General features: G+C 62.2%; 22 protein-coding genes. 3 read left to right on the top strand and 19 right to left on the bottom strand.

Features of this window, described 5'->3' with window-relative positions; translation table 11 throughout:
* Nucleotides 1–79: 79 nt before the first annotated feature.
* Nucleotides 80–328 (top strand): response regulator transcription factor, encoded by a 249-nt coding sequence (locus ACMGGN_RS12780; protein ID WP_119688648.1) that lies wholly within the window; start codon nt 80–82, stop codon nt 326–328.
* Between the two features lie 7 nt (nt 329–335).
* On the top strand, nt 336–698 hold the full coding sequence (locus ACMGGN_RS12775) for a hypothetical protein (RefSeq protein ID WP_196997821.1): 363 nt from the start codon (nt 336–338) through the stop codon (nt 696–698).
* Here ACMGGN_RS12775 and ACMGGN_RS12770 read toward each other — a convergent pair.
* Nucleotides 695–1,081 (bottom strand): helix-turn-helix domain-containing protein, encoded by a 387-nt coding sequence (locus ACMGGN_RS12770; protein ID WP_119688649.1) that lies wholly within the window; start codon nt 1,079–1,081, stop codon nt 695–697. The genes ACMGGN_RS12775 and ACMGGN_RS12770 overlap by 4 nt on opposite strands.
* Before the next feature lie 201 nt (nt 1,082–1,282).
* On the opposite strand from ACMGGN_RS12770, the gene ACMGGN_RS12765 reads away from it, so the two are divergent.
* A complete protein-coding gene (locus ACMGGN_RS12765; protein WP_080952154.1) occupies nt 1,283–1,558 on the top strand; it encodes an ogr/Delta-like zinc finger family protein in 276 nt (91 codons plus the stop codon).
* 74 nt (nt 1,559–1,632) lie between these two features.
* Here ACMGGN_RS12765 and nuoN read toward each other — a convergent pair whose 3' ends face one another.
* The 18 genes from nuoN to ACMGGN_RS12675 form a co-directional block, all read right to left on the bottom strand.
* Nucleotides 1,633–3,102, bottom strand: coding sequence for an NADH-quinone oxidoreductase subunit NuoN (gene nuoN, locus ACMGGN_RS12760; protein ID WP_115275303.1), 1,470 nt, complete (start codon nt 3,100–3,102; stop codon nt 1,633–1,635).
* Nucleotides 3,103–3,109: 7 nt separating this feature from the next.
* Complete coding sequence (nuoM, locus tag ACMGGN_RS12755) at nt 3,110–4,642, bottom strand: NADH-quinone oxidoreductase subunit M (RefSeq protein ID WP_046787247.1); 1,533 nt, start codon at nt 4,640–4,642, stop codon at nt 3,110–3,112.
* 40 nt (nt 4,643–4,682) lie between these two features.
* The gene (gene nuoL, locus ACMGGN_RS12750) at nt 4,683–6,536 is read right to left on the bottom strand and encodes an NADH-quinone oxidoreductase subunit L (RefSeq protein WP_046787246.1); all 1,854 of its coding nucleotides are present in this window, start codon (nt 6,534–6,536) and stop codon (nt 4,683–4,685) included.
* Nucleotides 6,533–6,841 carry an NADH-quinone oxidoreductase subunit NuoK gene (gene nuoK / locus ACMGGN_RS12745; RefSeq protein ID WP_003251446.1) on the bottom strand — a complete coding sequence of 103 codons (309 nt, stop codon included), beginning with the start codon at nt 6,839–6,841 and terminating at the stop codon, nt 6,533–6,535. The genes nuoL and nuoK overlap by 4 nt, the downstream gene beginning before the upstream one ends.
* Before the next feature lie 3 nt (nt 6,842–6,844).
* Nucleotides 6,845–7,345, bottom strand: a complete 501-nt coding sequence (gene nuoJ, locus ACMGGN_RS12740) for an NADH-quinone oxidoreductase subunit J (RefSeq protein WP_012313764.1) — start codon at nt 7,343–7,345, stop codon at nt 6,845–6,847.
* Nucleotides 7,346–7,355: 10 nt separating this feature from the next.
* Entirely contained in the window at nt 7,356–7,904 is a 549-nt protein-coding gene (gene nuoI, locus ACMGGN_RS12735; protein WP_003251442.1) for an NADH-quinone oxidoreductase subunit NuoI, read from the bottom strand.
* Between the two features lie 11 nt (nt 7,905–7,915).
* Nucleotides 7,916–8,923, bottom strand: coding sequence for an NADH-quinone oxidoreductase subunit NuoH (nuoH, locus tag ACMGGN_RS12730; RefSeq protein ID WP_012273297.1), 1,008 nt, complete (start codon nt 8,921–8,923; stop codon nt 7,916–7,918).
* Nucleotides 8,920–11,634, bottom strand: a complete 2,715-nt coding sequence (nuoG, locus tag ACMGGN_RS12725) for an NADH-quinone oxidoreductase subunit NuoG (RefSeq protein ID WP_046787245.1) — start codon at nt 11,632–11,634, stop codon at nt 8,920–8,922. The genes nuoH and nuoG overlap by 4 nt, the downstream gene beginning before the upstream one ends.
* Before the next feature lie 132 nt (nt 11,635–11,766).
* Nucleotides 11,767–13,128, bottom strand: coding sequence for an NADH-quinone oxidoreductase subunit NuoF (gene nuoF, locus ACMGGN_RS12720; RefSeq protein WP_039602696.1), 1,362 nt, complete (start codon nt 13,126–13,128; stop codon nt 11,767–11,769).
* On the bottom strand, nt 13,125–13,622 hold the full coding sequence (gene nuoE / locus ACMGGN_RS12715) for an NADH-quinone oxidoreductase subunit NuoE (protein WP_012313767.1): 498 nt from the start codon (nt 13,620–13,622) through the stop codon (nt 13,125–13,127). The genes nuoF and nuoE overlap by 4 nt, the downstream gene beginning before the upstream one ends.
* A gap of 2 nt (nt 13,623–13,624) precedes the next feature.
* Entirely contained in the window at nt 13,625–15,406 is a 1,782-nt protein-coding gene (gene nuoC, locus ACMGGN_RS12710) for an NADH-quinone oxidoreductase subunit C/D (RefSeq protein WP_115275302.1), read from the bottom strand.
* A gap of 79 nt (nt 15,407–15,485) precedes the next feature.
* Nucleotides 15,486–16,163 (bottom strand): NuoB/complex I 20 kDa subunit family protein, encoded by a 678-nt coding sequence (locus ACMGGN_RS12705; protein WP_012313769.1) that lies wholly within the window; start codon nt 16,161–16,163, stop codon nt 15,486–15,488.
* Nucleotides 16,164–16,173: 10 nt separating this feature from the next.
* A complete protein-coding gene (locus tag ACMGGN_RS12700; RefSeq protein ID WP_003251427.1) occupies nt 16,174–16,587 on the bottom strand; it encodes an NADH-quinone oxidoreductase subunit A in 414 nt (137 codons plus the stop codon).
* A gap of 728 nt (nt 16,588–17,315) precedes the next feature.
* Complete coding sequence (locus ACMGGN_RS12695) at nt 17,316–18,425, bottom strand: hypothetical protein (protein ID WP_196997822.1); 1,110 nt, start codon at nt 18,423–18,425, stop codon at nt 17,316–17,318.
* A 163-nt stretch (nt 18,426–18,588) separates the two neighbouring features.
* Nucleotides 18,589–19,053 (bottom strand): DUF1348 family protein, encoded by a 465-nt coding sequence (locus ACMGGN_RS12690; RefSeq protein ID WP_414156818.1) that lies wholly within the window; start codon nt 19,051–19,053, stop codon nt 18,589–18,591.
* A gap of 124 nt (nt 19,054–19,177) precedes the next feature.
* Complete coding sequence (locus ACMGGN_RS12685) at nt 19,178–20,359, bottom strand: MFS transporter (protein WP_115275301.1); 1,182 nt, start codon at nt 20,357–20,359, stop codon at nt 19,178–19,180.
* A 75-nt stretch (nt 20,360–20,434) separates the two neighbouring features.
* Nucleotides 20,435–21,238, bottom strand: a complete 804-nt coding sequence (dkgB, locus tag ACMGGN_RS12680) for a 2,5-didehydrogluconate reductase DkgB (protein ID WP_174141647.1) — start codon at nt 21,236–21,238, stop codon at nt 20,435–20,437.
* A gap of 199 nt (nt 21,239–21,437) precedes the next feature.
* Nucleotides 21,438–23,015, bottom strand: a complete 1,578-nt coding sequence (locus ACMGGN_RS12675) for a hypothetical protein (RefSeq protein ID WP_119688651.1) — start codon at nt 23,013–23,015, stop codon at nt 21,438–21,440.
* Between the last annotated feature and the right edge of the window lie 104 nt (nt 23,016–23,119).

Here is a 23,119-nt window from a genome sequence, read left to right as displayed (position 1 = left end):
TTGGGATTCGTAAGGTGGAGTCCTACCGCGTCAGCCTGATAGCTGACGTGAACTGGCGATGATTTTTTGGAGTTCGGTGATGAGTGCCAACACGCAACAGATCGAAGATAGCCATGCGGATACGCCTATTCGCCTGACCCCCAGAGAGCAGCAGGTATTGCTGTGGTGTGCCTATGGCAAGAGTTCGTGGGAAATCGGTCGGATCCTGCAGTGCCAGGAGTCGACGGTAAATTTCCATGTGGGCAACATCATGCGCAAATTCGATGTATCCACGCGGGTCGCCGCCGTGATCAAGGCCATTCGCTACGGCATGCTTGCAGAGCAGTGAGGCACTCATGAGTGAAGTCGCATTGATTGATGGTGCCCTGTCCTGCGTTGTGGAGTGGCTCGAGCGCGACGGGCGGGTGCTTTTCGGTGCAGTGTTGGGCGCTTTACTGGTCAGCGCGGCACGTGATCGGCTGGTCATCGTTTCGCGCAAGCGGCTTACGTTGGGCAAGCAAGCCTTGCTGGCCCTTCTCACCGTTGGCGTGGGCTACCTGTTCGAGCCGCTGTTGCAAGCTTTGGCCCCCATGCTTTCGCGGGGCATGGCTGCTTTCGTGGCGGCGGTCGTGGTGGTCCCGATCAGCCTCAAGGTCATGGTGTGGCTGGACTCGGTGGACCTTCGGGAAATCGTGCAGCGTTGGCGCCGGCGCAGTTAGCCTTCGGAGGTATCCGGCACACGGTAGGCAAGTGCATCCAGTTTCTTCTCCAGCTCCTGGATGCGCTGTTTGTCCTTGATGTACAGCAGCGTGGCCTCGCGGTCGGCGAATGAAAGGCTGCGCAAACGTTCGAGGATGTCATCTTCCCAGCTTTCACCTGTGTGCAAGGTACGCTCGCGCTCACCCATCAGCAGCCAGTCCAGCGAGCAGGCATGCTGCCGGGCCATATCTACGCATAATGAGTATGGAATGCTCTCGCGTACCTTCCAGCTGCTCAGTGTCTGCGGGCTTATACCAAGCGCTCGGGCCAGCTGAGCGTCGCTTTCGGACTGGGTAAGTTGCTTGAGGCGGGCCAGCACCGAGGCGAAAAAACGGCTACTCATAACAGATATCCATTGCTGGTTTAATGACATTCCCTGGGCTTAAACTACTCGTTATGAATAATAACCCTGCAATATGAGGAACTTTATCGGCATGAACAGCAGTTTGATGAAAAGCCTTTCTTATACAGTAGGCAATACTGACACAAATGGACGATCAACCTTACAGCTTCTGCCATTGCTCGGCCTTAACAGGTATCTACCGTGAGTACTTACAAACTGGTCTGCCCTCACTGCCATAGCCGGATGCGCATACGCACCAGCGAAGGTCGCCATATTTTCCTTAGAGTGGCCTATTTGCAATGCACCACGGAGGCGTGTGGCTGGTCGGTGAGGGCCGAGTTCGAAATGACCCATGAACTGTCACCCAGTGGAATGCCTAATCCGGATGTGTACTTGCCATCGGCCAGCAGTGATTTACGCAGGACGGCACTGCGCCGCAGTGACGATGTTGCGTCAGGCAGGCAAGCGGAACGGTAGCGTAGCCGGCACGGTTTGCAGCGCAGATAAAAAAACACCCCGCATGAGCGGGGTGTTTGCTATTGCCTGTTCGATCAGCCGATCAGTTGCAGGCCAGCCTGCTGGACCATTTCCAGCAACGGCTGCGGGTAGACACCCAGTACGAAGGCGAGAATGGCGATCGCCAGCAGCATGACGCCGCCAGTGCGCTGTTCCCACTTCAGCGGCGCATCGTGGCGGCGCAGGTTCGGCTCGACCAGGTACAGGGTGACCATCACACGCAGGTAGTAGTAAACGCCGATGGCGCTACCGATCACCAGGGCACCGACCAGCCACCACAGGTGCGACTCGACGCCAGTGGCGATGATGTAGAACTTGCCGATGAAGCCAGCGGTCAGCGGGATACCGGCCAGCGACAACATCATCACGGTCAGCACTGCCGTCAGGTACGGGCGGCGCCAGAACAGGCCGCGGTACTCGTACAGGGCATCGGCGTCACGGCCGCCGTAAGGCGAGGACATCAGGGTGATGACACCGAACGCACCCAGGCTGGTGATCACGTAGGTGACCAGGTATACGCCCATCGCTTCCATGGCCAGGCCCTTGCTGGCGATCAGGGCGATGAGCAGGTAGCCGAAGTGGGCGATGGACGAGTAACCGAGCAGACGCTTGAGGTTGCTCTGGGTCAGCGCCAGCAGGTTACCGACCAGGATCGAGGCGACTGCGATCACCGCCAGAACGGTGCTCAGCACGCCGCTGCTGGCAGCAGGGGAGAGCATGAACAGGCGTACGACCACGGCGAACACCGCGACCTTGCTCGCGGTGGCCAGGAACGCGGCGACTGGCGCCGGGGCGCCTTCGTACACGTCCGGGGTCCACAGGTGGAAAGGTACCAGCGACAGCTTGAAGGCCAGGCCGACCAGCATCATGCCCAGGCCCAGCTGAGCCACCAGGCTTGGCATGCTGGTGGCGGCCAGGGCTTTGCCGATCTGGTCGAAGCTCAGGCTACCGGCATCGGCATACAACAGCGCCATGCCGAACAGCAGGAAGGCCGAGCCTGCGGCCGACAGCACCATGTACTTGATACCGGCTTCCAGCGAACGCTTGTTGAAGAAGGCGTACGCCACCAGGCCGTAGACCGGCACCGACAGCAGCTCCAGGCCGATGAACAGGCCGGCCAGGTGGTTGGCACTGACCAGCACCAGGCCACCGAGGGCCGACATCAACAGCAGCAGGTAGAGTTCTTCACGGTTGCCGGGGAAGCCCTTGGAGCCTTCACCGAGATAGGCGTGAGCCAGTGTGACGCAGGCCAGCGTGGCCACCAGTACGATGGCCATGTACAGGCAGGCGAACTTGTCGATGGTGATTAGCGAAGTGACCGCCAGCGGCGCGACCTTCAGCGCCGGCAGGATCGACAGCAGGGCCAGGTTCAGGCCCACGGTGGACAACAGGAAGGTCTGCGAGTGGTTGCGCTTCCAGGCGATCGCCAGCATCACCACCACCGTGGTGATGGTGGTGATCAGCATCGGCGCCAATGCGATGAAGTGTTGAGTGGTGAATTCCATAGCGCTCTTACCGGGCCGAAGCGAGTTGAGTGAAAGCGGAGCCAAGCCACTGCTGCACACCGCTCATGGTGGCGGCAGAAGTGTCGAGGAACGGCTGCGGGTACACACCAAGCACGATCAGCAGCACCGCAAGGCCCAGCACCATGATCAGCTCGCGGCCGTCCATACCGGCCAGCACGGTGTCGCTCTTGCTTGGACCGAAGTAGGCACGGTGGATCATGATCAGCGAGTAGACCGAGCCGAAGACCAGGCCGGTGGTTGCGATCACGGTGATCCATGGCACGCTGGCGAAGCTGCCGATCAGGATCAGGAACTCGCCGACGAAGTTGCCGGTGCCTGGCAGGCCCAGCGATGCAGCGGCGAAGAACAGGCTGATGGCGGGCAGGTAGGCAATGCGGTGCCACAGACCACCCATCTGACGCATGTCACGGGTGTGCAGGCGCTCGTACAACTGGCCGGACAGGATGAACAGCGCGGCAGCCGACAGGCCGTGGGCCAGCATCTGGATCACCGCGCCTTGCAGGGCCTGCTGGCTGCCGGAGTAGATGCCGATCAGCACGAAGCCCATGTGCGAGACGCTGGAGAAGGCGATCAGGCGCTTGATGTCGGTTTGCGCGAAGGCCAGGAAGGCACCGTAGAAGATACCGATCAGGCCCAGGGTCATGGCGATCGGGGCAAACTCGGCCGAGGCGTTCGGGAACAGCGGCAGGGCGAAGCGCAGCAGGCCATAGGCCGCGGTTTTCAGCAAGATGCCCGCCAGGTCCACGGAACCTGCGGTCGGTGCCTGGGCGTGCGCATCAGGCAGCCAGGAGTGGAACGGCACCACCGGCAGCTTCACCGCGAAGGCGATGAAGAAGCCCAGCATCAGCAGGTATTCGACGCCAGCCGGCAGTTCGGCCTTGAGCAGGTCGCTGTAGTTGAAGGTGAGCACGCCGGTGGTGTTGTAGTTGACCAGCACCAGGCCAAGGATCGCCACCAGCATGATCAGGCCGCTGGCCTGGGTGAAGATGAAGAACTTGGTGGCGGCGTAGATCCGGGTCTTCTTGCCGTCTGCCGAGCTGTGACCCCAGAGCGCGATGAGGAAATACATCGGCACCAGCATCATTTCCCAGAAGAAGAAGAACAGGAACAGGTCCAGGGCCAGGAATACACCGACCACGCCGCCCAGGATCCACATCAGGTTGAGGTGGAAGAAGCCGACGTGGCGCTGGATTTCTTTCCAGGAGCACAGCACCGAGAGCACACCGAGCAGGCCGGTGAGCAGGATCATCAGCAGCGACAGGCCATCGAGGGCCAGGTGGATGCTGATGCCGAAGCGCTTGATCCACTCGACTTTGTATTCGAGTGCCCAGGCAGGTTCGGCGCCCGGTGCAGGGGCCAGGGTGTAGTCGCCGGTGCCCCACAGCCACAGGCCGATGCCGAGCAGCAGGGACATGGTCAGCAGCGCGATCCAGCGCGGCAGGGTGGAGCCGAAGCGCTCACCCAGCCAGCACAGGAAGCCGCCGATGAAAGGGATCAGGATCAGCCAAGGCAAAATCATGACGGGTTGGTTTCCTTTGGCAAAGTCGCAAGATTCATAGTCATACCGCAGCCACTACCACAGCGCCGAGTACCAGCACGGCGCCGACGGCGATCGAGGCGGTGTACCAGCGCAGCTGGCCGGTCTCGGTCTTGCTCATGGCGACGTGGCCGCCACGGGCCATCCGAGGGATCAGGCCGATGCTGCGGTCAACCGGGTCCTTGCGCAGGATGTGGCTGATCAGCAGGTAAGGTTTGACGAAGAGCTTGTCGTAGATCCAGTCGAAGCCCCAGGCGGCGAACCACCAGGCCGAAAGGACGCGGCCGATGCTGCTGTTGGCGACGGCGCTGGCGAAGCGGCGCTTGCCCAGGAACAGCAGGGCCGACAGCAGGATACCGGCGATGGCGATGGCGCCCGAGGCGATCTCCAGCGAGTGCTTGGCTTCACCGCCGGCATGGCCGGCGCTTTCAGGCAGCACGCCTGCCAGCGGTGGGTGGATCCAGGCGCCGACGAAGGTCGACAGCACGATCAGCACGCCCAGCGGCAGCCAGTGGCTGATGCCGTGGCCGGCGTGGGCTTGGGTCTTGGCTTCGCCGTGGAAGGCGATGAAGATCAGGCGGAAGGTGTACAGCGAGGTCATGAACGCACCGACCAGGCCGGCGTACAGCAGGCCGGTATTGCCGCTGGCGAAGGCTTCCCAGAGGATCTCGTCCTTGGAGTAGAAGCCTACGGTCAGGATCGGCAGGGCGGCCAGGGCGGCACCACCGACCACGAAGCTGGCGTAGGCCAGCGGCAGTTTCTTCCACAGGCCGCCCATCTTGAAGATGTTCTGCTCGTGGTGGCAGGCAACGATCACCGCACCCGAAGCAAGGAACAGCAGGGCCTTGAAGAAGGCGTGGGTCATCAGGTGGAAGATTGCCGCGTCCCAGGCACCCACGCCCAGCGCCAGGAACATGTAGCCGATCTGGCTCATGGTCGAGTAGGCGAGGATACGCTTGATGTCGGTCTGCACCAGCGCGGCGAAACCGGCCAGCACCAGGGTCACGCCACCGACCACACCGACCAGGTGCAGGATGTCCGGGGCCAGCAGGAACAGGCCGTTGGTACGGGCGATCAGGTACACGCCTGCGGTCACCATGGTGGCGGCGTGGATCAGTGCCGAAACCGGGGTAGGGCCTGCCATCGCATCGGCCAGCCAGGTCTGCAGCGGCAGCTGGGCCGATTTACCGACCGCGCCACCCAGCAGCATCAGGGTTGCCAGGACCATCCAGGTGTCGCCCGCCTGGAATTTCTGCGGTGCCAGCACCAGCAGCTCCTGCACGTTCAGGGTGCCGAGCTGGACGAACAGGATGAACAGGCCGATGGCCAGGAACACGTCGCCGATACGGGTGACAATGAAAGCCTTGAGTGCTGCATTACCGTTGTTGCGGTTGCTGTAGTAGAAACCGATCAACAGGTAAGAGCACAGGCCCACCCCTTCCCAGCCGAAGTAGATGAACAGCAGGTTATCGCCCAGGATCAGGAACAGCATGCTGGCGATGAACAGGTTGGTGTACGAGAAGAAGCGCGAGTAACCGGCTTCGCCACGCATGTACCAGGAGGCGAACAGATGGATCAGGAAGCCTACGCCGGTGACCACGCCAAGCATGGTGACCGACAGGCCGTCCAGGTACAGGGTGAAGTTCGGCGCGAAGCCGTCCACCGACATCCACTGCCACAACAGCTGGCTGTACGCGCCGCCTTCAGGCGGGGCGACATTGAATTGCCAGATGACGTAGGCCGCCACGGCGGCCGAGAGGCCGACCGAGCCGACGCCGATCAGGGCGGACAGGTTCTCCGAGAACCGCCCGCGCGAGAACGACAGCAGCAAAAAGCCGATCAGGGGGAAGACGAAAGTCAGGAAGAGAAGGTTCATCCGCGCATCTCACTGGCAGCATCGATGTCGAGAGTGTGGAAGCGGCGATACAGCTGCAGCAGGATCGCCAGGCCGATACTGGCCTCGGCGGCTGCCAGGCTGATCACCAGAATGAACATCACCTGGCCGTCGGGCTGGACCCAACGGGCACCGGCGACGACGAACGCCAGGGCAGAGGCGTTCATCATGACTTCCAGGCTCATGAGCACGAAGAGGATGTTGCGGCGGACCATCAGGCCAACCAGACCTAAGCAGAACAGGATGCCGGCGACCGCCAGACCATGCTCGAGAGGGATAGCACCCATGATTTACTCCTTCGCCTCGTTGCGGCCCAGGTGGAAGGCGGTGACGGCTGCGGCGAGCAGCAGCATCGAGGCCAGTTCGACCACCAGCAGGTACGGGCCGAACAGGCTGATGCCCACTTCTTTCGGGCCCACGGTGGTGCCGCTGATGCCGGCCCCGCTCGGGGTGACGAACAGCACGTACAGCAGCTCAAGCAGCAGCAGGGTGCCGAGTATCACCGGCCCTGCCCATATGCCGGGCTTGAGCCAGCCGCGTTCCTGGGCGACCGAGGCCGGCCCGAGGTTGAGCATCATCACCACGAAGACGAACAGCACCATGATGGCGCCGGCGTAGGCGATCACTTCCAGGGCGCCGGCGAACGGCGCACCCAGGGCGAAGAAGATCATTGCCACGGAAATCAGCGAAATGATCAGGTAGAGCAGGGCGTGCACGGGGTTGGTGCCAGTGACCACCCGAAGGGTGGAGACCACGGCGATCCCGGATGCGAAGTAGAAAGCGAATTCCATCTTTCTGTCCTTATGGGAGCAAGCTCTTCACGTTGATCGGCTCGGCTTCGTTCTGTGCAGAGCCTTTCGGCTTGCCAGCGATCGCCATACCCGCAACACGGTAGAAGTTGTAGTCAGGGTTCTTGCCGGGGCCGGAGATCAGCAGATCTTCTTTTTCGTACACCAGGTCCTGACGCTTGAACTCGGCCATTTCGAAATCCGGAGTCAGCTGGATTGCGGTGGTCGGGCACGCCTCCTCGCACAGGCCGCAGAAAATGCAGCGCGAGAAGTTGATGCGGAAGAACTCCGGGTACCAGCGGCCGTCCTCGGTCTCGGCCTTCTGCAGCGAGATGCAGCCGACCGGGCAGGCCACCGCGCAGAGGTTGCACGCTACGCAGCGCTCCTCGCCGTCGGGGTCGCGAGTGAGGACGATACGGCCGCGGTAGCGCGGCGGCAGGTACACGGGTTCTTCGGGGTACTGCAGGGTGTCGCGCTTGCGGAACCCGTGGGAGAACACCATTGCCAGGCTGCGCAGCTGAGTGCCGGTGCCCTTAACGATGTCGCCGATATATTTGAACATGGGTCAAATCCTCACTGGGCCGCGACGGCTGGCGTGTTGTAAAGCACGATCGCAGCGGTCACCAGCAAATTGATCAGGGTCAGCGGCAGGCAGAACTTCCAGCTGAAGTCCATCACCTGGTCATAGCGTGGGCGCGGGATCGAAGCGCGCAGCAAGATGAACAGCATGATGAAGAACGCGGTTTTCAGCGCGAACCACAGGAACGGCACTTGCGGCAGGATGCCGAACGGGCCGTGCCAGCCACCGAAGAACAGGGTCACCAGCAGCGCCGAGATGAGGATGATGCCGATGTACTCACCGACGAAGAACATGCCCCATTTCATGCCGGCATACTCGATGTGGTAGCCGTCGGCCAGTTCCTGTTCCGCTTCTGGCTGGTCGAAGGGGTGACGGTGAGTCACGGCAACGCCGGCGATGAAGAAGGTGCAGAAGCCGAAGAACTGCGGAATGATGAACCACAGGTTCTGGGCCTGGTATTCAACGATGTCACGCATGTTGAACGAGCCCACCTGTACCACCACGCCCATCAGCGCCAGGCCCAGGAACACTTCGTACGACACGGTCTGTGCCGAGGCGCGCAAGCTGCCCAGCAGGGCATACTTGTTGTTCGACGACCAGCCGGCAAACAGCACGGCGTAGACCGACAGGCCGGCCATGGCGAAGAAGAACAGCAGGCCGATGTTCAGGTCGGCAACGCCCCAGCCCGGCGTGATCGGGATGATCGAGAAGCCGATCAGCAGCGCGCTCATGGCCACGACCGGCGCCAGGGTGAAAATCATCTTGTCGACGAAGGGCGGGTTCCAGTCTTCCTTGAAGAACATCTTCAGCATGTCGGCGGCGATCTGGAACATGCCGAACGGGCCGACGCGGTTAGGACCGTAGCGGTCCTGCCACCAGCCCAGCAGGCGGCGCTCGACGAAGCTGAGCAGGGCGCCGCAGACCACTACGGCCAGCAGCACCACGATAGCCTTGACGACCTGGATGATCACATCGATCACTTCGGGGGTGAACCAGCTCATTGTGCTGCCTCCTGCAGACCTTCGACGGATGCACCGAAGATGGCCGGCGGGATGCCGGCCAGGCCTTTGGGCAGCGCGACCAGGCCAGCGCCCAGTTCTTCATTGATGCGCAGCGGCAGGCGCAGGGCCACACCGGCCACGTTCAGGCTCAGCAGCGCGCCTTCGTTGACGCCCAGGCGGTCGGCCTCGGACTTGGCCAGTGCCACGTAGGCGGCAGGGATGCGCTCTTGAACCGGTGCAGCGCGCGAAGAGCTTTCTTCGCTGCCGAACAGATGGAAGAACGGTACTGCGGTCCAGGTGCCACGGGCCGGGTTGAAGGCGCCCGGAATGGTGTTGAACCAGGTCAGGCGATCGCCTTGCGATTCGATCAGGCGCACGCCCGGGTCACCGGCACGCAGGTGGCCACCGACCTCGTCCTGGAACTTGTTCCAGGCTTGCGGCGAGTTCCAGCCCGGCGACCAGGCGAACGGCACCTGCTGGCGCGGTTCGGCGGAGCCCGAGTAGCCTTCCATGGAGAAGGCGAACGCGGTGTCCTTGTCCTGCGGGGTGCGTGGCTCGTGCACGCTGATGTTGGCGCGCATCGCGGTACGGCCGGAGTAGCGCAGCGGCTCACGGGCCAGCTTCATGCCCTTGATGCGGAACGCCGCAGAAGGCGCCGCGTTGACGATGCCGGCCAGTTGCGGGGCAGCTTCGGCGCAGGCGCTGGTGACGTGGTCCAGCTGGGTCCAGTCGACCGGCTTGTTCAGCAGGGTGGCACGCAGGGCGTGCATCCAGCGCCAGCCTTCGTGGACCAGGATGCTGCTGTCCAGGTACTGCGGGTCGAACACCTGGAAGAAGCGCTGGGCACGGCCTTCCTGGCTGACCAGGGTACCGTCGCCTTCGGCGAAGGAGGCCGCCGGCAGCACCAGGTGGGCGCGCTCCAGGGTGGCTGTGTTGGAGTGGTCGGCGACGATCACGACCTTCGCAGCTGCCAGGGCGGCATCGACCTTGGCGGCCGGTACGCGGGTGTACAGGTCGTTTTCCAGCACCACGATGGCGTCGGCCTTGCCGCTGATGACCGCATCCAGCGCGGCATCGGCGGACTCGCCACCGAGCATGGCCAGGCCGAGGCTGTTGGCCTCAGGTACCACCAGGCTCAGCGAGCCGTTTTTCTCGCGCAGCTTCAGGGCCTTGGCGATGTTGGCGGCAGCCTCGATCAGCGCCGGGTCGGCCAGCGAAGTACCGGCAACCACCAGCGGACGCTTGGCGGCGACCAGGGCGTCGGCGATGCGCTTGGCCAGGGCCAGGGCTTCGTCGTCCAGGCCTGCAACGGCCGGGGCACTCGGGTCGATGGCGTGGGCCACAGCGAAACCGATGCGGGCCAGGTCGGCGGGGGCGGCGTGCACGCATTCTTCGGCAACGTCGTCCAGCTTGGTTTCAGCCAGGCTGGCGATGAACAGCGGGTACAGCGCGTGCTGGCCGATGTTCTTCACCGCGGCGTCGAGCCAGGGCTGCACTTTCATGGCCTCGGCCATGGCTTCAGCCTTGCCTTTGGTGGCCTGGCGCACGGCCAGGGCAACGCGGGCGGCGGTCTGGGTCAGGTCTTCGCCGAGCACGAACACCGCGTCGTGGTCTTCGATGTCGCGCAGAGTCGGCACTGGCAGCGGGCTGTTGTTCAGCACGTCCAGGGCCAGACGTACGCGGGCCAGCTCACCGGCTTCCATACCCGAGTAAAAGTAGTCGGCACCGACCAGCTCGCGCAGGCCGTAGTTGCTTTCCAGGCTGGCGCGGGGCGAGCCGATACCTACGATGGTACGGCCGCGCAGCAGGTCGGCGGCCTTGTCCAGGGCGGCGTCCAGGCCCAGTTTGGTGCCATCGGCCAGGCGTGGCTGGCGTGGGCGGTCGGTGCGGTTGACGTAGCCGTAACCGAAGCGGCCACGGTCGCACAGGAAGTACTGGTTGACCGAACCGTTGAAACGGTTTTCGATCCGGCGCAGCTCGCCGTAGCGCTCGCCCGGGCTGATGTTGCAGCCGCTGGAGCAGCCGTGGCAGATGCTCGGGGCAAACTGCATGTCCCACTTACGGTTGTAGCGCTCGGAGTGGGTCTTGTCGGTGAACACGCCGGTCGGGCAGACCTCGGTCAGGTTGCCGGAGAATTCGCTTTCCAGCACGCCGTCTTCAACGCGGCCGAAGTACACGTTGTCGTGGGCGCCATAGACACCCAGGTCGGTGCCGCCTGCGTAGTCCTTGTAGTAGCGCACGCAGCGGTAGCAGGCGATGCAGCGGTTCATCTCGTGAGCGATGAACGGGCCGAGGTCCTGGTTCTGGTGGGTACGCTTGGTGAAACGGTAGCGGCGCTCGTTGTGGCCGGTCATTACCGTCATGTCCTGCAGGTGGCAGTGGCCGCCTTCCTCGCACACCGGGCAGTCGTGCGGGTGGTTGGTCATCAGCCATTCGACGACGCTGGCGCGAAATGCCTTGGATTCGTCATCGTCGATGGAAATCCAGGTGCCGTCGGAGGCAGGGGTCATGCAGGACATGACGATACGACCACGGGTGTCGTTCTCGTCGGTGTACTGCTTGACCGCACACTGCCGACAGGCGCCAACGCTTCCAAGCGCCGGGTGCCAGCAGAAATAGGGGATGTCGAGGCCGAGCGACAGACACGCCTGTAACAGGTTGTCTGCACCGTTGACTTCGAGCGCTTTGCCGTCTACGTGGATAGTGGCCATTGTTCAAAGTTCTTCGTTGGCCCGCGTGAGCGGGCGTGGCTAATGGAAATCTGTAAGCCTGCGGCCTGCCGCGAATCGTTCGGGCCGGCCTGCAGGCTGGCGGGTGGCACGGACCACCCGCGTTCTATCTTTTTATGCGCCGACTACAATCGGCTTTGCCAGGTTCGGGCGCAGGGTGCCAGCGCTTTCAGGCGCCACACCGGCCTCGAACTCCGAGCGGAAATATTTGATGGCACTGCCCAGCGGCTCGACGGCACCGGGTGCGTGAGCGCAGAAGGTACGGCCTGGGCCGAGGAAGTTCACCAGACCCAGCAGGGTCTCGATGTCTTCGGCACGGCCCTGGCCATTTTCCAGGGAACGCAACATTTTCACGCTCCACGGCAGGCCGTCCCGGCAGGGGGTGCACCAGCCGCACGATTCGCGGGCGAAGAACTCTTCCATGTTGCGCAGCAGCGAAACCATGTTGACGCTGTCGTCGACCGCCATGGCAAGGCCCGTACCCATGCGGGTGCCGACCTTGGCGATGCCGCCGGCGTACATCTGCGCGTCGAGGTGCTCGGGCAGCAGGAAACCGGTACCGGCGCCGCCTGGCTGCCAGCACTTGAGCTTGAAGCCGTCGCGCATGCCGCCGGCGTAGTCTTCGAACAGCTCACGGGCGGTCACGCCGAACGGCAGCTCCCACAGCCCCGGGTTCTTCACCTTGCCGGAGAAGCCCATCAGCTTGGTGCCGTGGTCCTCGCTGCCTTCGCGGGCCAGCGACTTGTACCAGTCGTTGCCGTTGGCGACGATGGCCGGCACGTTGCACAGGGTCTCGACGTTGTTCACGCACGTCGGCTTGCCCCACACACCCACGGCGGCAGGGAAGGGCGGCTTGGAGCGCGGGTTGGCGCGGCGGCCTTCCAGCGAGTTGATCAGTGCGGTTTCTTCACCGCAGATGTAGCGCCCGGCACCGGTGTGCACGAACAGCTCGAAGTCGAAGCCCGAGCCGAGGATGTTCTTGCCCAGCAGGCCGGCAGCCTTGGCTTCATCGATGGCGCGGTTGAGGTTCTTCGCCGCAGTGGTGTACTCGCCACGCAGGAAGATGTAGCCGCGGTAGGCCTTCAGGGCGCGGGCGCTGATCAGCATGCCCTCGACCAGCAGATGGGGCTGTTGCTCCATCAGCATGCGGTCTTTCCAGGTGTTGGGCTCCATTTCGTCCGCGTTGCACAGCAGGTAGCGGATGTTCATGGATTCGTCTTTGGGCATCAGGCCCCACTTCACGCCAGTGGGGAAGCCCGCGCCGCCACGGCCCTTGAGGCCGGAGTCCTTGACGCTCTGCACGATGTCGTCGGCGGACATTTCTGCCAGTGCCTTGCGGGCGGCAGCGTAGCCGTTCTTGGCCTGGTACTCGTCGAGCCATACCGGCTCGCCGTCGTCACGCAGGCGCCAGGTCAGCGGGTGAGTTTCGGCCGAACGCGCGATGCGGTTGGCCGGGCCGAAGGAAGTGATGGTCATACGTAACCCTCCAGCAGCTTGGAAACGCCAGCAGGCTGCACGTCGCCAAAGGTATCGTCATCGATCATCAGCGCCGGGGCCTTGTCGCAGTTGCCCAGGCAGCACACCGGCAGCAGGGTGAAGCGACCGTCCGCGGTGGTCTGGCCCAGGCCGATGCCCAGTTCGCTCTGGATCTGGCTGACCACCGACTCGTGGCCGCCGATGTAGCAGACCATGCTGTCGCACACACGAATGATGTGGCGGCCGACAGGCTGGCGGAAAATCTGGCTGTAGAAGGTGGCCACGCCCTCGACGTCGCTGGCAGGGATGCCGAGCACTTCGCCGATGGCGTAGATGGCGCCGTCCGGCACCCAGCCGCGTTCCTTCTGGACGATCTTCAGGGCTTCGATGGACGCCGCGCGCGGGTCCTCGTAGTGGTGCATCTCGTGCTCGATGGCCGAGCGCTCGGTTTCGCTCAGGGCGAAACGGTCTGTCTGGATAAGCGTGCTGTTCATGCTTAGCGGTCCACGTCAGCCATAACGAAGTCGATACTGCCCAGGTACGCGATGAGGTCCGCGACCATGCTGCCTTTGATCACCGAAGGGATCTGCTGCAGGTGCGGGTAGCTCGGGGTGCGGATCCGGGTGCGGTAGCTCATGGTGCCGCCATCGCTCGTCAGGTAGTAACTGTTGATGCCCTTGGTCGCTTCGATCATCTGGAACGACTCGTTGGCCGGCATGACCGGGCCCCACGAGACTTGCAGGAAGTGCGTGATCAAGGTTTCGATGTGCTGCAGGGTGCGCTCTTTCGGCGGCGGCGTGGTCAGCGGGTGATCCGCCTTGTACGGGCCTTCCGGCATGTTGCGCAGGCACTGGTCGATGATGCGGATACTCTGGCGCATCTCCTCGACACGGACCATGCAGCGATCGTAGGCATCGCCGTTGTGGGCCAGCGGCACTTCGAACTCGAAGTTCTCGTAGCCGGAGTACGGGCGCGCTTTGCGCAGGTCGAAGTCGCAGCCGGTGGCGCGCAGGCCGGCACCGGTGGTGCCCCATTCCAGCGCTTCTTTGGTGTTGTACGCGGCAACGCCAATGGTACGGCCCTTGAGGATGCTGTTCTGCAGGGCAGCCTTGGTGTATTCGTCCAGGCGCTTGGGCAGCCAGTCGACGAAGTCCTTGACCAGCTTGTCCCAGCCACGCGGCAGGTCGTGAGCGACGCCGCCGATGCGGTACCAGGCCGGGTGCAGGCGGAAACCGGTGATCGCTTCGATCACGGTGTAGGCGCGCTGGCGGTCGGTGAAGGTGAAGAACACCGGAGTCATGGCGCCGACGTCCTGGATGTAGGTACCCAGGAACAGCAGGTGGCTGGTAATGCGGAAGAACTCGGCGAGCATGATGCGAATCACGTCGACCTTCTGCGGCACCTGAATACCTGCCAGCTTTTCTACCGCCATTACGTACGGCAGGTTGTTCATCACCCCGCCCAGGTAGTCGATACGGTCGGTGTAGGGGATGAAGCTGTGCCAGGACTGGCGCTCGGCCATCTTCTCGGCACCACGGTGGTGGTAGCCGATGTCCGGTACGCAGTCGACGATCTCTTCGCCGTCCAGCTGCAGGACGATACGGAACGCACCGTGGGCAGACGGGTGGTTGGGGCCCAGGTTGAGGAACATGTAGTCCTCGTTGGCGCCCTGACGCTTCATGCCCCAGGCTTCCGGGTTGAAGCGTGCCGATTCCTCTTCAAGCTGCTGCTTGGCCAGGGTCAGGCTGTAGGGGTCGAACTCGGTGGCGCGGGCCGGGTAGTCCTTGCGCAGCGGGTGGCCTTCCCAGGTCGGCGGCATCATGATGCGGCTCAGGTGTGGGTGGCCGGCAAAGTCGATGCCGAACATGTCCCAGACTTCGCGCTCGTACCAGTTGGCGTTTGGCCAGATGCCGGTCACGGTCGGCAGGTTCAGGTCGCCTTCGCTGAGCGACACCTTGATCATCACGTCGCTGTTACGCTCGACCGACATCAGGTGGTAGAACACACTGAAATCGGCGGCAGGCAGGCCGCGACGCTGTGTGCGCAGGCGTTCGTCGACACCGTGCAGGTCGTACAGCATGCTGTATGGCTTGGTGACGCCGCGCAGGAAGCTGAGCACCTCTTTGAGCTGGGCGCGCTTGACCCACAGCACGGGCATGCCGGTGCGGGTTTCCTGGGCGACGAATGCTTCGGCGCCAAAACGGTTGTGCAGTTCGACGACCACATCCTGGTCGTCAGCCTTGTAAGGCGGAATGAAAATAGCGTTGTCCGCTGTCATGGTCTCGGTCGCTTTGGGTCAACGTTAAGAATGAAGCCAGGCCGCCGGCTCCTTCGGGAGCGGGCGGCAGGTCGCTGGATCAGACTTCGTCGGGGCTGCGCAGGTTGGTTACGGCAATGCGCTGCTCACGACGCAGGTCTTTCTGGGCTGGCATCTCGGCACGGTAAATACCTTGATCACCAACGACCCAGGAAAGCGGGCGTCGTTCTTGGCCGATCGACTCCTGCAGCAGCATCAAGCCTTGCAGGAAAGCTTCAGGGCGTGGCGGGCAGCCAGGCACATAGACGTCCACAGGGAGGAACTTGTCGACCCCCTGAACGACCGAGTAGATGTCGTACATGCCGCCGGAGTTGGCGCACGAGCCCATGGAGATGACCCATTTGGGTTCGAGCATCTGCTCATACAGGCGCTGGATGATCGGCGCCATCTTGATGAAGCAGGTACCGGCGATGACCATGAAGTCGGCCTGACGCGGCGAGGCCCGGATGACTTCGGCGCCGAAGCGGGCGATGTCGTGGGGCGCCGTGAAGGCCGTGGTCATTTCCACGTAACAGCAGGACAGGCCGAAGTTGTACGGCCAGAGGGAGTTCTTGCGCCCCCAGTTGACCGCGCCACGCAGCACATCTTCGAGTTTCCCCATGTAGATGTTCTTGTGGACCTGGTCCTCTAGCAGCTGGTCGGTAACGGTTTCCCGTTCGCCGACCGGGTACTGCTCGTTGGGCGCATCCGGATCGATTCTGGTGAGATTGTATTGCATTGCCAAAGCCTCATTGTTTCAGCTTCGCTTGCCGCTTGCGGCGACCTTCGGGAGCCCAATCAAGTGCCCCGACGCGCCAAAGGTAGACAAGACCTGCCAACAGAATTGCTATGAAAACGAGCGCTTCGACGAATCCGGTCCAGCCGCTTTCGCGGACGGACACAGACCATGCAAAGAGAAAGAGGGCTTCGATATCGAAGATCACGAACAGCATCGCGACCAGATAGAATTTGGCGGAAAGGCGCAGGCGGGCGCTGCCGACGGGCAGCATGCCGGATTCGAAGGGTTCGTTCTTGGCGCGGCCCCAGGCCTTGCTACCGAGCAGGCTGGACAGGCCGAGCATGAAGGCGCACAGGCCGACGACACCCAGGAGGAAGATGGCAAAGCCCCAGTTGTGGGCGATGAGTCCTGCCGAATCGGACATGCTAGAGATCCTTATACAGAGACCCAGCTCTGCAGTCTGAAATAAGTAGAGCGGCGACGTGGTGTCGCAGGTGCAGTGACCAAATGTCGCAGCTGAATCAATCGCGCTGATTTTATGGGTAAACCCGGTGCAAGTAAAATTTCTGTCGCAAATTTATTCGTAGGATTAAGAACAAAATCCGCTCGTAACTGGCTGAAAGCCTTGAAATTCGGGCATTGCGTGCGTTTTTGCCAATTATGTTTCTTGCAAAGAGTAACGAAGTGCAACTTTAGTAATGATAATTAATAGCATTTGTTCTGGTGCTTTTGATTGACTGTTCCGTGGCTTGTAAAGCTCGTCTGGCAATTTCCCTCTGCTTGCAAATGCGAAAGGCTCGTGTTCTAGCAGCTTGCGGTGCGGCTTGTGCCGCTCTGGGTCAATACTTTATCGATTTAGCGATGACCGGCTGATGAGCGGGTGGGGCAGGCGGCTCGACAGTACCAGGAGGCAGGCGCCGGGTGCAGGCAGCCTGCCACACGCCAGGGCGCGTCAGCGCATGGCACTGATGGCCAGGCGTACTGCTGCGCTGTCGCAAGCGTAGACCTTATTTTGCGGTTTGTGCTGATGCCTTTGGCGCTTGAGGGCGCCGTTGGAGGCATAGCGAATGGAATGCGGCGCCCGCCCACATCGTCAAGGGCGTGAAAACCTCAAAAAAGGCCTCCCGGCGTCAGGGTAGGCCAAGGGTGGGTTTACGGGAAAATGATCTTGCTGTAGGCAAACTCATTATCACCCCGTTTGATGCCTGCCTCGGAGGTTGTCACCTCAACGCGGTCATCGTCGTGAACAACGATGATCTGGTGCGCATCCAGGACCTCTACACCTTCGGGCTTGTTGCTGAACACCAGCGCACTGCCGTCTTCGCGTGTCAGAAGTTTGGGCGTGCCCGGCTTCCCCGCTGTGAACGGTACGGCCCATAGAAAACCACCTATTTCAGTGGATTTTTTGCCCGCAGCATCAACGGATTGCTGCTCGAAGCTGGTCACCGCGTAGAGTCTGTCTTTGTTGAACCGGTCATACTCGATACCTGATAGCCCGAGTGTCTTGCCTTGCGCCTGGAGGTTGAAGTTCTGGATGGTTTTGAACGCCTCCACAAGCTCCATGGTTCCATTATTGAACTTCACATGCGCTGAAATAAGTAGAAAGCCGAAATACGAGTCAGCACTGCTGTTTCCCTGTTTGCGAATGCCGATGATCAGTTGGCCATCTGCCGCTTTTTCGTGCGCCGGTTCGCTCGGCGCCATGGTAATGCCTTCGATTTGAAAGTAAGGCGCACCAATGGCTTCGCTGATCTGTTTGCGCAGTCTAATTGAGCTTGTTACCCCGCCTCGTGATGAGGGCGACAAGGGTTTTGCAGCTTCAGGATCGTCCACGGGCCAGTACAAGAGGGTGCTGAGTGTGTCAGCACGTGGATCTTGTTGGGTACCGGCTTTGTTGAAGGCGGTGCTGGCGATGATGTATCGGCCATCCAGCGTCTTCGTCAGCGCCTCGTATTTATCGGCTTCTTTTAACGCATCCCCAGGCAGCACCGCAGGCTCACCACTGATTTTGCCCTGCTCAAGGTCAAGCGTGAACAGGGCCGGCCCCCCCGTGGCAGGCAAGCGTTTGTCGTTGGCCAAGAGCAGTTTTCCATTGCTCTCAACCACTGCCGATACTTCACAGTTGACGGAGGTTTCAGGGGTAAAACACGCTGCAGTGTGATGTTCGACGGTTGCAATGCGTCCTGGCAGTTCAGCTGCCGGTGCGTGGGGCGCTGCGCCGGCGAGGCCGGCAACCAGCATGATAATTGCTCGCTTTTCCATGGGCACTGTCCTTGTGGGAGTGGGAACGTTGCGCAGAAAAGCGTAATGGGAGGGAGAGAAGCCGGAAACTGGCATTTTTGGCAGTAGCCGTTCGACATGATCCACACGCGGACGACCTGATGTCATTGCCAGCAGGCGCATCGACCCTCTGCCCCCAAGGCGGTCAGAGCCCCAGTTCGCTGAGCCCCGGATGGTCGTCCGGGCGACGTCCCAAGGGCCAGCGGAACTTGCGGTCCGCTTCGGCGATAGGCTGCTCGTTGATGCTCGAGTGGCGATTGTGCATCAGGCCATCGGCGGCGAATTCCCAGTTTTCGTTGCCATAGGCACGGAACCACTGACCGCTGTCGTCGTGGTATTCGTAGGCATAGCGCACCGCAATGCAGTTGTCGGTGAATGCCCACAACTCCTTGATCAGTCGGTACTCCAGTTCATGGTTCCACTTGCGGGCCAGAAAGGCTTGGACCTCGGCACGGCCCCGCGGGAACTCGACACGGTTACGCCATACGGTATCGGGGGTGTATGCCAGCGATACCTTGGCCGCGTCACGGCTGTTCCAGCCATCCTCGGCCAGGCGGACTTTTTCGATGGCGCTTTCGCGGGTAAAGGGAGGCAATGGAGGGCGGGACATGGGGGGGCTCCTTGGCGGTGGTTGGCGTAGAGGAGAGTACTGCTGTAGCGGCATTGGGGGGAATGGCTGCAACGGGCACTTCATAATTGCGCCCGTTGCAAGAGTGCAGCGCTTGCGCCAGCGGCTAAACCGCGGCGCCCAAGGCCTTGTCGACAGCCTTGCCGCGCCCGCCCAGCCATACCAGCACCAGGGCCGCCGCCGCCAGCACGCCGCCGGCCATGGGCACTGCGGCATAGCCCAGGTCCAGGCTGATCACCGTGCCACCCAGTGCCGCGCCAACGGCATTGCCAAGGTTGAATGCGCCGACGTTGATTGACGATGCAAGCCCTGGTGCCTCGATGGCGGCAGTCATGACGCGCATCTGCAAGGGCGGCACCACGGCGAAGGTGAACACGCCCCAGACCAGCAGCGCGACGGCCGCACCAATGTGGCTGCCCAGTAGCAGCGGCATCAGCAACATGATCAGCGCCAGAGCACCGAGGAAGATGCGCGCAGCGCCGTCCAGCGACCAGTCGGCCAGGCGCCCACCCAGGCTGTTGCCCAAGGTGAAACCGACACCGATCAGCACCAAGCCGAGGGTGATGAAGCTGTTTGAAGCGCCGGTCAGTTCCGCCAGCACCGGCGCTACGTAGGTGTACAGGGTGAACATGGCACCGGCGCCAAGCACGGTGGTAGCCATCGCCAGCAGCACGCTGGGGCGGGCGATGACCGCCAGCTCTTTGCGCACGTGGGGCACGCTGCCACGCTCACCTTTGGGCAGCGCGTACCACAGGGCGGCCATGGCCAACAGGCCGAGTACTGCAGTACCGGCAAAGGCCATGCGCCAGCCGACCTGCTGGCCGACCCAGGTCGCCGCAGGTACGCCGCCGATATTGGCGATGGTCAGGCCCATGAACATCGTTGCCACGGCACTGGCCTGTTTGTCCTTGGGGACCACGCTGGCGGCGACCACTGCGCCCAGGCCGAAGAAGGCACCGTGGTTGAGGCTGGTGACCAGCCGCGAGGCGAGCAAGGTGTAGTAGTCCGGGGAGAGTGCCGAGAGCAGGTTGCCGAGGGTGAAGATGGCCATCAGCGCCATCAGTGCGGCGCGTTTGCCAAAGCGGCTGAACAGCAGGGTCATGATCGGCGCACCGACCATCACGCCGATGGCATAGGCGGTAATCAGCATGCCCGCGCTGGGGATGCTCACATCGACGCCTTGCGCGATTACCGGCAGCAGGCCCATGGGCGTGAATTCGGTGGTACCGATGCCGAAGGCGCCGATAGCCAGGGCAAACAAAACCCGTTTTGGGGAAAGCGTGCTCATCAGGAGCTCCGGTTCAAAGGTCAATGAGCAGTGGTACCGGCCAGGAACAGGCCGGTACCGACATGCAGCGGGTAATCAGTCCCAGGCGGGCGCCAGGCCATCCGGGCTGACTTCACGGCCATTGCGCTCGAGCGAGGCGATGCGCGCCATGTCGTCGGCATCCAGTCTCAGGCTGCAGGCGAGCAGGTTGCTGGCCAGGTTCTCGCGCTTGGTGGAGGAGGGGATCACTGCGTATCCCTGCTGCATGGCCCAGGCCAGGGCCACCTGGGCGACCGTGGCCTTGTGCTTGGCGGCGATCTCGGCCAGCACCGGGTCCTTCAGCACTTTGCCGTAGGCCAGGGTCATGTACGAGGTGAGGGTGATGCCCTGATCCTTGAGGTAGGCAGCCAGTTTGGCGTTTTGCAGGTAGGGGCTGAGCTCGACCTGGTTGGTGGCGATTTCGTCTTTGCCGACCACCTCGATGGCTTGGCGGGTGAGTTCGATATTGAAGTTTGACACGCCGATCTGACGGGTCAGGCCGAGTTTTTTGGCTTCGGCCAAAGCTGTCATGTACTCGGCCAGTTCGATGCCCTTGCCTGGGGCTGGCCAGTGGATCAGCAGCAGGTCGACGTAGTCGGTACGCAGCTTGGCAAGGCTCTCGCGCAAGCTTTGGGCAAGCTTGTATGCGCCATGGTTGTCGACCCAGATCTTGGTGGTGATGAACAGCTCGCTGCGCGGTACGCCGCTTTCGGCAATGGCCTGGCCTACGTCGGCTTCGTTCTTGTAGATCTGCGCGGTGTCGATGGCGCGGTAGCCCAGCGCCAGGGCGGACTTTACCGAGTCGATGACGGCCTGGCCGGTGAGGCGGTAGGTGCCAAGGCCGAAGGATGGAATGCTCATGGGGCTGCTCCTGCTGAGTGATTGAGGTTGAACCAGAGCTTGGGCGCCCTGCTGCCGACCTCGTTCGAATGGGGAGCAGTGTGCAAGTTTTGCAGGGCTTGATTAAGACGGCACAACGCCAAGGTCTTTTGACCAGAAATCACGAGTCATCCCTGGGCTCGTGATTCGAACGCCGTGAATAAGCCCTGTCAGTCTCGACTCACGTGGTGATCTGCCCAGGAGCCGACTGCAGTCGCCACAGATGGCCCATGCCAGCCACTTGCTCTTGCAGCGTAGAGGCCAGCCCTGCACGCCGTGCAGCCCGATCCTGGCTGAGCATCTCGTCAAGCATGTCCAGCAGTTCACGAGACTGGGCTGCCGCTGCGCTATGGGTCGTATCGTCCTGCAGCACGCCCTCCTGATAGGTGCGCACGCGCTCTTTCTGGCTGGCCTCTTGAGTCGCGGTCGCCTCGACCAGGGCGTTGTCGGCGAACGCCAGGCGAGTGCTGCTGCGGGATTGGTCGTCAATCGTGTGATAGCTGTAGTTCTGCGTTTTGTTGTCGCGGGTCAGGGTCAGGCCGACGAGCGGGTTCAAGCCTTCATGCCAGGCGGCTTTCATGCTTGCCTGTTGCGCCTGCTCCACGGCCAGGTTCGCTGCCGGGCCTTGCAGAGTGGTCGATTGCGAAACCTTGTAGTCGAAGTGGTCCACTTCTTCAGGCCGCATCGGATTGATCTTCTGTTCGGTCTGCGTGATCGCGGCATCGAAGTCGGCCAGGCCGCTCAACAGCAGGCGGCTGGCCGTGTTCTGCGCCAGGTCATGGCCTGCAGGGCGCTTGCTGGTATCGTCCACGCTGTTGAGCTGGCTGAAGGCATCCTTGAACAGTGCCATCAGTTGCGCGTCACCATGGCCGCGCTTTTGTGCTGCGTCGAACTGGGTCAGGTAATTGGCCACAGCTGCCTGACGCTGAGCCTGGCTGCCCAGCAGCGCGCCGCCCTGGGTGTCGAGGTTCATCCTGACCGTGCCGTTGGCGCCTTGCAGTGTGAGGTTGCGGGAATCTTCGTTCAGTTGCAGGTCGAAGGTTTGCTGGTCGCCGCCGGCATTCTGCAATTTGGCATTCAACTGCAAGCCGGTGAACAGCGCCGGGTCGAGCTTGACCAGTGCGCCCAGCTGCAGGCTGGGTGGTTCCTGGGTCAGCCCGTTGAGGGCAGCCTGGAAGCTGTTCGCAAGCGCTGCCAAGCCTTTGAGCTCGTCAGTGGTCAACGTACCGCCTTGCACGTCGGCATCCACGGCCAGGCCGTTGGTGCTGCTGTAGAGCCCCACCGTCACGGTGGCGCCTGAGCCGGTAGTGAGGTTGAAGCTGACGCTGCTGGTGGCGTGTTCGCGCAACCTGGCCTGCTGCATGGCCAGCAGCAACGGGTCGGTTGTCGCGCCATCATCGATCGCCAGCCCGGATTGCGAGATACGCTGGCCACCGCTGGCCGCCAGTTGCTCCAACAGGGCAGCGCCAAGCCCTTGGAAGCGCGCTGCTGGGGAGGAAGCCTGAATGGCGCTCAGCATGTACATGCTGAGTTTGTCGATGCCGTCCTGCTCCCACACATACTGTGTCTGCGCTTTACCGAGGGTACCTTTGGCCGTGTAGGTCTGGGTGTCGACGCGGCTTTCTTGCTGGCCAAGGCTTACCGCCGTGCTCGGGGATGTCATCGGCGCTTCTGTCGGCAGGGTGGCTGGTACCTGAGGTGCACGGTGGGTGATGTGGGCGACAGGGGTCAGGCGCACCACTGAGGTGATCGGGTTCATCGCCAGCTTCCTTTCTGGTCAGCAGTTGTAACTGTTATCGGCAGGGCTTGTGCAAACGTGAACGTCTGTCACGTAGGCAGGTTGCAATAGTTAACGCAAAAGCC

It is taken from the genome of Pseudomonas sp. BNK-30, from assembly GCF_047456185.1.
Lineage (GTDB): Bacteria > Pseudomonadota > Gammaproteobacteria > Pseudomonadales > Pseudomonadaceae > Aquipseudomonas > Aquipseudomonas putida_E.
The sequence above is the reverse complement of the archived record's forward strand: the minus strand, read 5'-3'. Positions and strand labels throughout refer to the sequence as shown.